Raw genomic sequence first — 14,778 nt, 5'->3', positions numbered from 1 at the left:
ATTTTAATATAGATACTTCTAATATAGATACTTCTAGTATTTATTAAATTATTTTAATGTTAATTACTTAATATTAATAATTCATTTACTAGTAATATATTTTTACTAGTTTGTATGGTTTATATAATATTTATAAATTATTATAAATTGATTATTATGTTTAAAAGAATTAAAGAAGATTTATTAATGGTGCATATTAGAGATCCTGCAGCAAGAAGCTCATTTGAAATTTTCTTCTGCTATTCTGGAGTACATGCTATTTGGTATCACTTAATTTCTCATTATTTATGGAATCATGATCATTATTTTTCAGCAAGACTTATTGCATCTATAAATAGATTTTTTACAGGTATTGAAATTCATCCAGCTGCTAAAGTTGGTCGTAGGGTTTTTATTGATCATGGAATGGGTGTAGTTATTGGTGAAACTGCAGAAATAGGGGACGATGTTTTAATGTATCAAGGTGTTGTGCTTGGTGGAACAAGTACAGTTAAAGAAAAAAGACATCCTACTGTTGGTAATGGTGTTGTTATTGGATCAGGTGCACTTGTAATTGGTAATATATATCTTGGTAATGGTTCAAAGATTGGAGCAGGTTCTGTTGTTTTAAAAGATGTTCCTATGGGCTCAACTGTTGTAGGTGTTCCAGGAAGAGTTGTTCATGAAAAAAGAAAATGTGCAATGGATCAAGAACATCAAAAACTCCCTGATCCAGTTGAAGAAAAATTAGAAAAGCTTGTTGAAAGACAAGAATACTTAGAAAAAGAAATTGAATCCCTTAAAAAAAATAAATAAGAATGATTTACAAACAAGTACTTTTTATATATATTTTTATAATAATTAAAAAGAAGTATTATAATAAATTGGATAATTATAATAAATTAGATAATAATTATTAGAAAATAATTATTAAGTAATAATTAAAAGATTAAATTGGATAATATAATAAATTTGATATTAATTAAAAAATCATTGGAAAAGAGTTGTTAAAAAATGAAACCTCCATGTGAAATTGTTGTATGGTATTTAATACCTGGGATAAGATCTGTTTTAGCTAAAGAGCTTTTTAGTTTAGGAATGAAACAAAAAGAAATTTCTGCAGTTTTAGATATTACACAGCCTGCTGTTTCTCAATATCTTAGTGATAAAAGAGGAAATGAGGTAGGTTTTTGTGATGAAATTTTAGAAATGATAAAAAATTTAGCTTATGATTTAAAAAATGAAAAAGTTGATAAAAGAGAGTTAATCCCAAGAATGTGTGAAATTTGTAGAAAAACAAAAGCTGAAGATATATTGTGTATGTTACATAAAGAGAAAGATGTAGTACCTGAAGGTTGCAAAGCTTGCTTAGGTAGTAATGCCAATAATAATGAGATAATCGATAAAAAAGGAAGGATTTCTACTGAAATCTGTAAAGCTTGTTCTGATGATCCTGCTGATTATGTTCCTTTTTATGATATCTAATTAAACACTTTTAAATTTAATATAATTATTTAATATAGTTATTTAATATTGTATTTACTGTAGTTATTTACTATGTTTATTTGCTATGGTTATTTAATATAATTTTATATTGCTTTAATTATTTTATATTACATTAATACAATTTTATATTACTTGATACCATTTTATATTTACTATTTTATATTATTTTAATATAATTAGTGAATATGATAATTATTTTATATGGGAAATATTGATACAATGACTAGAATAGTTGGATTACAAGGATTATTTAATGGAAATATTTTACATCTCATGCTAAAATCACTAAAATCCAATTTTAAATCTTTTAAAAAAGATGATATTTCTGGAATATTTCTTTTGTCAGATAATAGCTATATTTATAATGATAAATTCTGTAATATTTCTTCTAAAGATGATTATAATTTAGGAATTGGTTCTAATTATTCTGATAGGTTTAAAATTAATGAATCGCAACCTATTCGTTATAAAAACATTGTTTTAGCTTTTGATGGAATAATTTATAATATAAATGAATTGAATAATTTATTGGATAGTAATATTAATAATAACTATATTAACCATATTAATAACATTAATAATAATTATACTAATATTTCATTTACAAAAGACCATCTAAATGAGAATGAAAATAAAAATTTAAATCAAGGGCTTTTATTATCTAAAATAATATATAAATTCCTTCAAGAACACTCAAATCTAAAAGAAGCAATTATTAAATCTATTAAAATTATTGATGGAGAATATAGTTTCGCTGTATTTGATGGTGAAAATTTAGGTATTGTTCGAGATAGTATAGGTATTAAACCATTATATTACCATATCAACAATAATTCATTTAATTCTTTTAGCTCTGAAAAAAAAGCATTATGGAAAATTGGTATTAAAGATTCAGAAATTAAATCATTAAAACCAGGTTATATTCTATATAATTGGGATTTAATCCCTCCAAAAAATAATCCATGGGATATTGATTATAATCTTTATAATGGTAATAAAGATAATTATTATAACAAAAACAACCATTATAACAAAAATAATAATAATAATAATAATTATAATAACAATACAAATCATTATAACAAAAATAATGATTTTAATGTAAAAAATCATTTAAATCAAATTAATATATCAAAAAATCAAGATAACAAATTAAAGTATCTTGATATTAATAAAATGAGTTATGATGAGATAAAATATTCTTTAATAAATCTACTCACTGATTCAACTTATAAAAGGATCTTAAACACAGATAAAGTTGGATTAATATTTTCTGGAGGAGTTGATAGTACAATATTAGCTACTTTACTTAAAAATATTTCAGATGATATATCTGTTAACCTCTATACTGTTGGAGTTGAAAGCTCTGAAGATTTGAAATATGCTAAAAAGGTTGCTAAAAGTTTAGATTTTCCTATTAAAACAACAATTATTGATGAAACTCTTGTTAGAGAAAGTTTAAATCCTGTTTTAGATGCTATTGAAGAGCCTAACCTTATGAAAATTGGAGTGGGAATGACATTATATCTAGCTACAAAAATGGCTTCTAATGATGGAATATCAGTTACTTTAGCAGGTCAAGGTGCAGATGAATTATTTGGTGGATATTACAAATATTTAACAACTTTTAAAGAAAAAGGCCCTGAATTTGCTCAAGAAAGCATGATTCATGATATTGAATATGGTTATGATGTTAACTTTGAAAGAGATGATAAGATAGCTACTTTTAATGGTGTTGATCTTAGAGTTCCTTATCTAGATGAAAAATTAGTTAACTTTGCTCTTAAAATCCCAATTAAGTATAAAATTAATTCTGATGAAGATTTACTTAGAAAAAGAATTTTAAGAGATATAGCTATTGATATAGGTATCGATAAGGAAATAGCAGAACGTCCTAAAAAAGCAGCTCAATATGGTTCAGGAATTCATAAAATATTAATTAAAAAAGTTTTAAAAGATATTGATTTAAATAAAAAGATTGATGAAATTAGAAATGTCTATTTAAATAACAAATAGGTTTATATTTATTGTATAACTATTAAATTTTAATTAAACTATACTTTTAATAATTATTTTTCATGATTGCTTAATAAAAAACAAATTATCATATATTATCATTTAAGTATGATAATAATATATTAGTAATAAATTTATAGTAAAATCTGTAATAAAATCTGTAATAAAATCTGTAATAAAATTTGTAGTAAAATTTATATATTGTTATAAATAATTGATAAATAACGATTGTTATATTTTCTAGCAATAAAAAGATGGAAAATAATTGATATTATCATTGAAATATTGTAAATTTATATAATAAATGATTTTCAATATTAAATATTATTGAAAATGATAAATCAAGGATTTATTAGTATGATAAGAAAGATTAATGCAATAATTTCTGTTTTATTGATTTTAATAATTTTGATACATGGTATTGCAGGATCTACTGTATTACTTGGTATATCATACTTTAGTTTTAAATGGTTAGCTTGGATTGGAATTTTTTTATTAATAATTCATATTTTCATTGGTATTAAATTTACTATTAACTCAATAGCTATTAGTAATAGTCATATAAAAAATTATTTTAGAAAAAATATTTTATTTTGGATAAGACGTATAACTGGTTTTGGATTAATTGTATTAATTTTTTTTCATTTAGGTATATATGGACAAGTAATTGATGGAACGTATGTTGTTTTTAAATTCACTACAATTAACATGATTAGTCAAATGCTTTTGATAATCTTTTTGTTTATTCATATTTGTTCTAATATAAATCCTCTTCTAATTTCATTAGGAATATCAAATGGATTTGAAAGAAAAAGAAAGATTTTTTTAATTTTATCTTCAATTACATTATTTTTAATAATGTCTATATTACTATATTATATATCTTGGTTGTAAATTGATATGTGTTATTTATGAATTTTAAGTATACAATAAACTAATTTAATTAAGTTTACAATAAATGAAGTAGTAGGAATCAATATGCCAAATATAATTATTATTGGATCAGGATTTGCAGGTATTTCAGCTTCTTTAACAGTAGCTAAAAATGGCTTTAATGTTATTTTAATTTCTAACATGCCTGCTGAAAGGTCTCAGTCAGTGATGGCTGAAGGAGGAATTAATGCTGCTTTAAATTCAAAAAATGAAAATGATAGTGTAGAAAATCATTTTGAAGATACAATTAAGTCAGGATGGTATTTAGCAGATCCTAATGCAGTTAAAGCATTAACAGATAATGCACCATCAATACTAAATAGATTAGTTCAGCTTGGAGTTATTTTTAATAGAGATGAAAATGGAAATATTGATCTTAGAAATTTTGGTGGTCAAAAGAAAAAAAGAACTGCTTTTGCTAAAAGTAGCTCTGGAAAGCAAATAATGTCTGCATTAATACAAGAATTGCGCAAATATGAAAGTAAAGGTTTAATCAAAAGAAAAAGTTCTCATTCTTTTCTTAAATTAGTGAAAGATAACACTGGGAATTGTATTGGGTGCATAATTATTGATAATAAAACTGATAAAATAATTCCATTAAAAGGTGATGGTGTGATAATTGCTTCTGGTGGAATGCAAGGATTGTTTAGAAACACAACAGGGTCATTAAATAATAATAGTATCACAACAGCCGAGTTATTTGTTTCTGGGGTTTCCATAGCAAACACTGAATTCATTCAATATCATCCTACAACTGTTAAATTTTCTAGAAAAAACTTATTAATAAGTGAAGCAGCACGTGGAGAAGGAGGAAGATTATTTACTAATTATAATAATAAGAAAAGCTATTTTATGGAAGAAAAATACCCTGAATTAGGAAATTTAATGCCTAGGGACATAGTATCTAAAGAAATTTGGAAGATTATGAATAATAATGTTATGAATAATAATACTAATATTAATGATAATAATATCTTTTCAGATAAAGAGAATAGTATGAAAAAAAGTTCTGTCTTTTTAGATTTAACTCAAATTAATAATGATAAGCTAGAAGATAACTTATTGGATATTTTAGAGGATTGCGAAACATTTTTAAATATAAATCCTAAAAAAGAGCCAATTGAAGTTCAACCAGGGATACATTACTTTATGGGAGGCATAAAAGTCGATGAACATCATAATTCTTCAGTAAATTATTTGTATGCTGCAGGTGAATGTTGTTGTCAGTATCATGGTGCAAATAGAATAGGTGGAAATTCAATCCTTGGAGCAATATTTGGAGGTGTGACTGCTGGAAATACTTTTATAGAAGATATTAAGTCTAAATTAGATATAAAAAATATCATTATTAATAATATTGAAAATAGTATTAGTGAAAGTGATATTAGTGAAATTAAAAATGATATAAATTTAAAAAAAGAGTATGATGATATATTTAAAAAAGAAATTTCTTATCTAAAAAATAATATTGATTTAATGAAAAATAGAAATAAAAAAACATCTATTTATTCAATAAAATCTGAATTAAGTTATATATTAGAAAAAAGCTTAGGAATTTTTAGAGAAGAAAAAGAGCTTGAAAATGGTATTTTTCTAATTAATAAATTGATTAATGAAAAAGTCAAAGATTGTTATGACTGTAAAAGTAGTATTTATGAAAATTTAAATATAGAAAATCTTTGTATTTTAGGAAAATCTATTTTAAAAAGTGCAATCATAAGGAAAGAAAGTAGAGGTGCTCATCAACGTTTAGATTTTCCAGAAACTGATGATATAAATTTTAAAAAGATAACTGTTGTGAATTATCATAATAATAAAATTAATATTAATTTTGAAGATATTCCTAATTTTAGAAAATGAAAGCTTATTTATTTGATTAGATAATTTAGGTTAATTTAAGATAATAATCAATGTATAAGATAATGTTTAATTTATTTAAGATAATATAGTATTTAAGATAATATAATGTATTTAAGATAATATGATTAATGTATTTATTAAAATAAAAAGAAACAATGGTAAATGCTCATACTATGAAACATTTCTATTTAAAGGAGATATTAATTCATCAATAGCTTCAGTACTTGAAGAAATAAATTCTAAAGAAAGATTAATTAATATCTTAGGAAATCATGCTTCACCTATTTTATGGGAATGTGGGTGTCTTCAAAAGAAATGTGGAGCTTGTGCAATGGTAATTAATGGAGTTCCTTCATTAGCATGTTCAACTTTTTTAAAAGATATATCAAATAAGGATAAAATAGTTACTATTGAACCTCTAAGTAAATTTCCTATAGTTAAAGATTTAATTGTGGATAGAGAAAATATATTTAAAAAAATGGTTGAAAATCATTTATGGCTTGAAAAAACAGCTAAAATAAATTTAAATATCATTGATTCGGAATATCAATCATCCAAATGCTTAATGTGTGGGTGTTGTTTGGAAATTTGTCCAAATTTTAGTGAAAAGAGTGAATTTCTTGGTGCACTAGGAATGGTTAATATATTTAAGCTGATTAATCAAAGTCCTAATAATGATCATAAAAATAAAATAATAAATAATTATAACAAAAATTATTATGATAAATGTGGTAAATCTCTTTCATGCCATCATGTTTGCCCAATTAATTTACCAATTGAAGAAATGTTAATTAATTCTAATCGTATTATAGTTTGGGGTAAAAAACTATGATTAAAATATCAATATGATCGCTATGATTTTTCAATTAACTAAAAATATTCCTAATATTTTATCATCAATAAGAATTATAATAACTATCCCTTTTATTTTTTCTTTATATGATTTAATTTTAGGAACTGGGTCAATAATATCTTTATTATTATTTTCTATTATTATAATATCTGATATTTTGGATGGTTACTTAGCTCGGAAACTGAATTTCGTAAGTGCTTTTGGTGCTAATTTAGATATTTTTGCAGATATTTTCTATTCATTTTTATCTACAACTATTTTATGTTATTTGAATGTTGTTCCAATTTGGTTTTTATTCATTGTTATTTTTAAATTCCTTGAGTTTGTAATTACTTCTAAATTTTTAAAAAATTACAAAAAGATCAATTCTACTATACATTCTGAAACTAAAAAAGATAATTTTTTATATTTTGATTGGCTTGGAAGGAGTTTTGGTATCCTTACAATGTTGTTACCGGGATTAGTTTGTATAATTTATTTATTTTCTTATCAATTAATAGGAATTATATCTTACACTATCCTTATTTTAACAATTATAGCAATAAGTTCCACGATTCTAAGGTTAATAAAGATTAAAATTGCATAAATTATTCTAAACAAGGATTGTGACCTTATATAATTTTTAGGACTATAAATTTTAGATTTTTTCACATCTTATGGTTTAACCCTCCTTATAATGATTATTATACTTTTATAAGTTATTATAAATCTAAGCCAGAATTTTGAAGATATTATATTAAAAACAATTGATTATTTGCTTGTAGATAAATCAATGTGAATTTAATGTGAATTTCTATTTATATTTTAGTCCATATAATCATGAAAAATACAAAACTTTTATATATAATTTATTAATAAATATTATATAATGAAAATTGAAAAAGATGCAGAAAAAATTCTTAAAGATTTTTCTAAGACGCTTGAAAATATTCCGGACCTTGAAGAAACTCATTACATAGTTGATAATGTGAATCTCACACGCAAAGATGTAGCTAATGAAAAAAATCCAGAAAAAATCATGAAAAATGCTAAAACCGATAAAGATGGTCATTTACTAGTTAAAAAAGCTGAATGGATTAATTAGATATAACATTAATTACTATGCTAATATTAATTATAGGCTTAATTATAGACTAATATTAATTAAGAGACTACTAATATTATTAATAGGATATAATAGTAAAATATAATTAAATATTAATTATTTTGATAGGTTTAATTGGTTAAAACTTAAGATTTTATATAGTCCAATATATTTCAATCATTTGAATAAAATCTTTATCAATAATCTATTTTTATTAAATTGTTATTTTATATTTTTAAATTATCAATATTTTTAATTAAATTTTTTAAATATCTATATCATATTTATTAATAGAGTATATAAATATACTATATAAATAGAATTTATGAATAGAGTATAATACTTTATAAATTTAGATATTTATTGTTTTATAAATTTATTTATATAAATTATATTTATTTAAATTATATTTATTTATTAAATGTTAATTGTATAAATTATAGAAACATTATTTTTAAGGGTGATAAAATGAAAATGAACTTAGTTCTAGAACTTCAAGATGTTCCAGGGCAGCTTTTATCAGTACTTGAGCCAATTAGTACTCTTGGCACAAATTTAGTAACTGTTATTCACCAAAGGGATTTTAAAAATGAAAGAGGAATGATTCCTGTTCAAATAACAATTGAAGGTGAAAGAGGAAATCTTAAACAAGTTATAGAGAAATTAAAAGAAATGAATATAACTATTCTTGAATTAGATGGAGTAGTTGTAAAAGAAAAACTCAGTACTATCTTAATTGGTCATGTTATTGATACTGATATTAAAGATACGATGGATAAGATTAATGCTCTTGAAGGAGTATCAGTCGTTGGTCTTGATGTTAAACTTGAAGAAGAATTAGAATCTTCTGCTATGATTATTGTTGAATCTGATGCTGGTAAAAAATCTATTGTTCTCAATAAAATTCAAGATATTGCTGATAATAAAGGACTTTTAGTTGTAAATGAAGTATAAATATACCATAGATTATAATTCTATATCATAAATCATATTTTATATCATAAATTATGATCTTATATTTATGAATTATATTTTATGAATTATATTTTATGAATTATTTTTTATTGGCTATATCTTATAGATTATAATATACTCAATAATCATATATTTTATGAAATCATATATATTAAAAATTAATATTTTTTTAAAAATGCTTTTTAAATTTTTAGAGGAAGAAAAATGAAAGATTTAAAAATAATTTTAATGGGATTTGGTGCTGTTGGTAAAGGAGTGGCTGAAGCAATATCCATTAAAAAAGATAATATTAAGGATAAATTTGATGTTAACCTTAAGTTAGTAGCTGTTGCTGATTCATCTTCTTCAGCTATTTCAGGTGATGGATTAGATGAAAAAATTTTAATTGAAACAAAGGAAAAAGAAGGAACACTATCTAAATATCCTGATTTTGGTTGTGATATTAATGGTTTGGATGTTTTAAATCAGGTTGATTATGATTTATTAGTTGAAGCTACTCCCACTAATATTGATGATGGTGAACCTGCAAAATCACTAACTATTAAAGCTTTTGAATCAGGGAAAGACGTTGTAACATCAAATAAAGGCCATTTAGCTTTGTTCTTTTCTGAAATGATAGCTATTGCAGATAAAAATAATGCTGAATTTAAGTATGAAGCTTCTGTTGGTGGAGCTATGCCTATTATAAATTTTGCTGAAGAAACTTTACCTAGTTCAAATATTTCTTCGATTGTTGGAATTTTAAATGGAACAACTAATTATATTCTTTCAAGAATGACTACTGAAGGATCATCCTATAAAAATACTCTTGAAGAGTCTCAACAATTAGGAATAGCTGAAACTGATCCGACCCAAGATGTTGAAGGTATTGATGCAGCATGTAAAACTGTGATTTTAGCTAATTCTATTTTTAAAGTTCCAGCTACTTATTCTGATGTTAAAGTAGAAGGTATTTCAAAGATTACTTCTGAAGCTATTGAATTAGCTAAAAAAGAAGGCTATCTTATTAAACTAATAGCTGAAGTATCTAAAGAGGGCCTTAGTGTATCTCCTAGACTTGTTAAAAATAATAGTCCTTATGCTATTGAGGGTACTTTAAATATGGCTACAATAAGAACTGACCTTGCAGATGAAGTTACTGTTGTTGGAAAAGGTGCAGGATCTATTGAAACAGCTTCTGCTATGCTTACAGATATTATTAATATAATTAAAAAGAAATATTAGTTAAAAAATTATATAACTAAAATCTAAAAAATATAAGTTATATAACTATATGTTATACAAATATAATTTATATAACTAAAAAATTATACAAAAAAATTTAATAATTATTTATTATTCACAGGAATTAATATGAAATATATAATTTTAATAGGGGATGGGATGTCTGATTATCCTATATCTGAATTAAAGAATAAAACTCCTCTAGAAGTAGCTAATAAACCCAATATTGATGAATTAACTAGAAAAGGAAAGGCGGGTCAATTAAATACAGTTCCAAATAATTTTGAACCTGGTTCTGATGTAGCTAATATGAGTATTTTTGGTTATAATCCTCAAAAATATTATACTGGTAGAGGTCCTCTTGAAGCAGGCAGCATGGGTATTGAAACTAGTGAAGAAGAAGTTATTTTTCGTTGTAATTTAATAACTGAAAAAAATGGAAAAATTGATGATTTTAATGCAGGTCATATAACTTCTAAAGAAGCTGCTATCCTTATAAATGATTTAAACAAGGAATTTTTAAAAAATTCAGTCATTGATAAATTTGGAGATGGAAAATTCTATTCTGGAATAAGTTATAGGCATTTATTTGTTAAAAATGGTTCAAAACTTTCTGATTTAAAAACTACTCCTCCTCATGATATTGTTGGTCAAAATATTGATGATTTTACAAATTGGAGTTCTGATGAATTTTTAGATATAAAGAATATAATGTTATATTCAAAAGAAGTTTTAGAAAATCATCCTATTAATCAAGAAAGAATTGCTAATAATAAAAAGCCTGCGAATATGGTTTGGTTATGGGGTCAAGGATTAAAACCTTCAATGCCGAAATTTCAAGATATTTTTGGATTAAATGGTTCTGTCATTACTGGTGTGGATTTATTAAAAGGTATTGGAGTTTTTGCAGGGTTAAATAATATTGATGTTCCTGGAGCTACTGGCTATTTTGACACTGATTATAAGGCTAAAGGTAAATATGCTTCTGATGCTTTAGAGAATAATGATTTTTTATTTGTTCATGTTGAAGCACCTGATGAAGCAGGACATGCTGGAAGCATTGAAGAAAAAATTAAAGCTATTGAAAGAATAGATAAACATGTTTTAGGTCAAATAATGAATAATATTACTGATTATGAAAATTATAAAATAGCTATTCTCCCTGATCATGCTACTCCTATTGATATTAGAACTCATACTAGAGACCCTGTTCCTTTAGCTATTTATTCTAGTTTTGAAGAGGATTCTTCAGATACTGTGAAAGTTTATACTGAAAAATCTGTGATTGATGGGTCTTTGGGAATTGATAAAGCTTATAATTTAGTTAGTAGGATGATAATTTAAAAATCTAATATTACTTAATATTAATTTATATATTAATTATGATAAAGTAATATTAGATAAAATTAGAATAAAATTAATTATAATCATATTAATTTTTATATTAATTTTATATATTAATATTATATATTAATAAGCTTAATTTATATTTGAATTAATATAATTAAAAATTATTAACATATTAAAAATTATTTTAATTCTTTAATCTTAAAAGTGTTTTAAATAAATAATGGAGTGGATGTTCTGACAAAATATATTATAATTACTGGTGGGGTTGTTAGTTCAATTGGAAAAGGAATTACTTCTGCATCTATTGGAAGAATTTTACGATCCTATGGTTTGAAAGTAGGAGCTATTAAAATTGATCCTTATTTAAACTGGGATTCTGGTACATTAAACCCTTATCAACATGGTGAAGTCTTTGTGACTTATGATGGGATGGAATGTGATCTTGATTTAGGTCATTATGAACGTTTTTTAGACGTTGAGCTTCCAGGAGTTTCTAATATCACTACTGGTAAAGTTTATCAGTCAGTTATTGAAAAAGAAAGAGAAGGAGAATTTTTAGGAGCTTGTGTTCAGATAATTCCTCATATTACTGATGAAATTAAATCAATGATAAGAAAAACCGCAGGGATTAATGATTATGATATTATTTTGATTGAACTTGGTGGAACTGTTGGAGATATTGAAAGTCAGCCATTTTTAGAAGCTTTAAGACAACTTAGGAATGAAGAAGGTCATGACAATGTCATGTTTGTACATGTGACATTTATTCCTTACCTTAATGCTGCAGGTGAATTTAAAACAAAACCAACACAACATAGTACAAAAGAACTTCGTAGTACAGGCATAAATCCTGATATGATTGTTTGTAGAAGTCAAGATCCTATTGATGAAGATCTGAAACGAAAAATTGCTCATTTTTGTGATGTAGATCCTAATGCTGTTGTTAATGCTCCTGATGCCTCATCTATTTATGAAGTTCCATTAACTCTTGATAAAGAAAATGTTGGTAATTTTATAGCTAATAGGATACAATTGGATGTAGATACTAAATCTGCAGATTTAGATGAATGGAAAGCTACTGTTAAATCTCTCCAGAAAAAAGACCCTATTGTTACTATTGCTATAATTGGAAAATATATAGAGCTTGAAGATTCTTATATTAGTATTAGAGAGTCTTTATTACATGCAGCAGCTCAAATTGGTGTTAAGCTAAATCTTAAATATATTAGCTCTGATGTTGATGATCTTGATCAAGAAGAATTGAAGGAACTTGATGGAATTCTTATTCCTGGAGGTTTTGGTGAAAGAGGTGTAGAAGGTAAGCTTGATGCTGTTGAATACTCAATAGTTAATGATGTTCCTATTTTTGGAATTTGTCTTGGAATGCACTCTATGGTAATACAATTTGCTAGAAGAAATAAAATGAAAAATGCAAATAGTACTGAATTTGATAAAGACATCCAGTATCCTGTTATAGATCTTATGGAAAAACAAAAAGAGATTAAGCAAATGGGAGGAACTATGCGTTTAGGTTCTTATGATTGTAAACTTATTAAAGATACTAAGGCGTATCTTTCATATAATGAAGACATCATAAAAGAACGTCATAGACATAGGTATGAGTTTAATAATGAGTTTAGAGATGAACTTCAAGAAGCAGGTCTTGTTATTTCTGGTACTTCTCCGGATGATTTCCTTGTAGAAATTGTAGAACTTCCAGATCATCCTTGGTTTTTAGGTTGTCAGTTTCATCCTGAGTTTAAATCACGACCTAATAATGCTCATCCGTTATTTGTATCATTTATGGAAGCTGCATCTAATTATTCTAAAAATAAATAATTAAACTTTTATTTTCAGAATTTTTTTATTTAATTTTTTATTTAATTATATTTTTTAGTTTAATTTTTTAATTTATTTTTTGGCTTATTTTTTTAATTTGTTTTTATTTTTTAGTTTATTTTTAGGCTTTAATATTTTAATATTTAATTTATCAATATTTTTGCCTATTTTACCTATTTTTCATCAATATTCTTTAATATTCTTTATTTTTAATTTAGAGTTTTTTTTCTTTGTTTTTTAGTTGTTATTTTTATAATGTTTTTTATCTATATTTTTTATTTTTAAAACAATTTTATATAAATTTAGAAATTTTAGAAGTATAAAGTAATATTATTTTTAAAAAAAGTAATAATTTAAATAGTAGTTTTATCAATATATTCATTGATCAGATAATTAATCAAATATAAAATTAATCAAATAAATAATTTATCAAATAATTACAATTCTTTATAAAACTTTTTATAAAGGCAAATATTGTTATAAATATGGATTGATGGAATATGATATTAAATAATTTAAATATTAGCTATGAAAACATTTTAATATTATCTTCAATTTTAATAGTCTTAATATTCGCTATGATAGCTACATTTTCTGATTTAAAATATTATAAAATTCCAAACAAACTGACATTTACTTTGTTTTTATTAGGTATCATAATCAATTTCATTTTTTCCATTATTTTTAAAAATAGTCTTATGATTATAAACTCTATAGTATTGTCTATAATTACTTTTGTTTTATGCTATATATTGTGGAAAATTAGATTATGGGGTGGAGGAGATGTTAAATTAATTACAGCAATTAGCTCTGTTTTACCTATTCAACCATTTTTAATTAACCATCAAACCTTATTTAGTATATATAAGGTTGATTTTCCTGTAATAGCTATTTATCCATTTCCATTAACAATAATATTTAATAGTATATTAATTTCTTTTCCTTTTTTAGTATTATTTATATTGATTAATTATTTTAATAATAATCATTTTAAAGATTATTTTAAAGATAAATTTAAAAATTATTTTAATAATTATTTTAAGTATGATTTTAAATGTTATAATCATGAATCTAATCTAAGTATGGAAAGTTTATGTAAATTTTATTTTAAAAATATTATAAATTTTAAAAAAAGGATTTTTTTGGATAATATCATGGA

General features: G+C 23.9%; 12 protein-coding genes and 1 pseudogene. All 13 read left to right on the top strand.

Annotated elements, in window-relative coordinates; genetic code table 11:
• The first annotated feature begins 156 nt into the window (after window positions 1-156).
• Window positions 157-795 (top strand): serine O-acetyltransferase, encoded by a 639-nt coding sequence (cysE, locus tag MBBAR_RS09735; RefSeq protein WP_211272934.1) that lies wholly within the window; start codon window positions 157-159, stop codon window positions 793-795.
• 198 nt (window positions 796-993) lie between these two features.
• Window positions 994-1,356, top strand: a pseudogene (locus MBBAR_RS09730) (transcriptional regulator); the annotation flags it as partial.
• 348 nt (window positions 1,357-1,704) lie between these two features.
• Window positions 1,705-3,501, top strand: a complete 1,797-nt coding sequence (locus MBBAR_RS09725) for an asparagine synthase family protein (RefSeq protein WP_158082582.1) — start codon at window positions 1,705-1,707, stop codon at window positions 3,499-3,501.
• A gap of 357 nt (window positions 3,502-3,858) precedes the next feature.
• Window positions 3,859-4,395: a pilus assembly protein PilX gene (locus MBBAR_RS09720; protein ID WP_080461149.1), complete on the top strand. Its 537-nt coding sequence runs from the start codon at window positions 3,859-3,861 to the stop codon at window positions 4,393-4,395.
• A gap of 84 nt (window positions 4,396-4,479) precedes the next feature.
• Window positions 4,480-6,294, top strand: a complete 1,815-nt coding sequence (locus MBBAR_RS09715; RefSeq protein WP_080461148.1) for an FAD-binding protein — start codon at window positions 4,480-4,482, stop codon at window positions 6,292-6,294.
• Window positions 6,295-6,415: 121 nt separating this feature from the next.
• Complete coding sequence (locus MBBAR_RS09710) at window positions 6,416-7,126, top strand: 2Fe-2S iron-sulfur cluster-binding protein (RefSeq protein WP_080461147.1); 711 nt, start codon at window positions 6,416-6,418, stop codon at window positions 7,124-7,126.
• A 13-nt stretch (window positions 7,127-7,139) separates the two neighbouring features.
• A complete protein-coding gene (locus tag MBBAR_RS09705; RefSeq protein ID WP_080461146.1) occupies window positions 7,140-7,733 on the top strand; it encodes a CDP-alcohol phosphatidyltransferase family protein in 594 nt (197 codons plus the stop codon).
• A 282-nt stretch (window positions 7,734-8,015) separates the two neighbouring features.
• The gene (gene gatC / locus MBBAR_RS09700; RefSeq protein ID WP_080461145.1) at window positions 8,016-8,231 is read left to right on the top strand and encodes an Asp-tRNA(Asn) amidotransferase subunit GatC; all 216 of its coding nucleotides are present in this window, start codon (window positions 8,016-8,018) and stop codon (window positions 8,229-8,231) included.
• Between the two features lie 468 nt (window positions 8,232-8,699).
• Window positions 8,700-9,185 carry an amino acid-binding protein gene (locus MBBAR_RS09695; protein ID WP_080461144.1) on the top strand — a complete coding sequence of 162 codons (486 nt, stop codon included), beginning with the start codon at window positions 8,700-8,702 and terminating at the stop codon, window positions 9,183-9,185.
• A 225-nt stretch (window positions 9,186-9,410) separates the two neighbouring features.
• Window positions 9,411-10,430, top strand: a complete 1,020-nt coding sequence (locus MBBAR_RS09690) for a homoserine dehydrogenase (protein ID WP_080461143.1) — start codon at window positions 9,411-9,413, stop codon at window positions 10,428-10,430.
• A gap of 129 nt (window positions 10,431-10,559) precedes the next feature.
• Complete coding sequence (locus tag MBBAR_RS09685; RefSeq protein ID WP_080461142.1) at window positions 10,560-11,774, top strand: cofactor-independent phosphoglycerate mutase; 1,215 nt, start codon at window positions 10,560-10,562, stop codon at window positions 11,772-11,774.
• Window positions 11,775-12,005: 231 nt separating this feature from the next.
• Complete coding sequence (pyrG, locus tag MBBAR_RS09680; protein ID WP_282956057.1) at window positions 12,006-13,619, top strand: glutamine hydrolyzing CTP synthase; 1,614 nt, start codon at window positions 12,006-12,008, stop codon at window positions 13,617-13,619.
• A 500-nt stretch (window positions 13,620-14,119) separates the two neighbouring features.
• The coding region (locus MBBAR_RS09675; RefSeq protein WP_143746194.1) for an A24 family peptidase at window positions 14,120-14,778 on the top strand (659 nt) is incomplete at its 3' end.

The organism is Methanobrevibacter arboriphilus JCM 13429 = DSM 1125 (assembly GCF_002072215.1).
Classification (GTDB): domain Archaea; phylum Methanobacteriota; class Methanobacteria; order Methanobacteriales; family Methanobacteriaceae; genus Methanobinarius; species Methanobinarius arboriphilicus.
This window is presented reverse-complemented; position numbering and strand designations above follow the sequence as displayed.

Coding starts and splice junctions, on each gene's coding strand:
- MBBAR_RS09715 (WP_080461148.1), top strand. CDS start 4,480: ATGCCAAATATAATTATTATTGGATCAGGATTTGCAGGTATTTCAGCT.
- MBBAR_RS09685 (WP_080461142.1), top strand. CDS start 10,560: ATGAAATATATAATTTTAATAGGGGATGGGATGTCTGATTATCCTATA.
- cysE (WP_211272934.1), top strand. CDS start 157: ATGTTTAAAAGAATTAAAGAAGATTTATTAATGGTGCATATTAGAGAT.
- MBBAR_RS09690 (WP_080461143.1), top strand. CDS start 9,411: ATGAAAGATTTAAAAATAATTTTAATGGGATTTGGTGCTGTTGGTAAA.
- MBBAR_RS09725 (WP_158082582.1), top strand. CDS start 1,705: ATGACTAGAATAGTTGGATTACAAGGATTATTTAATGGAAATATTTTA.
- gatC (WP_080461145.1), top strand. CDS start 8,016: ATGAAAATTGAAAAAGATGCAGAAAAAATTCTTAAAGATTTTTCTAAG.
- MBBAR_RS09710 (WP_080461147.1), top strand. CDS start 6,416: ATGATTAATGTATTTATTAAAATAAAAAGAAACAATGGTAAATGCTCA.
- MBBAR_RS09720 (WP_080461149.1), top strand. CDS start 3,859: ATGATAAGAAAGATTAATGCAATAATTTCTGTTTTATTGATTTTAATA.
- MBBAR_RS09705 (WP_080461146.1), top strand. CDS start 7,140: ATGATCGCTATGATTTTTCAATTAACTAAAAATATTCCTAATATTTTA.
- MBBAR_RS09695 (WP_080461144.1), top strand. CDS start 8,700: ATGAAAATGAACTTAGTTCTAGAACTTCAAGATGTTCCAGGGCAGCTT.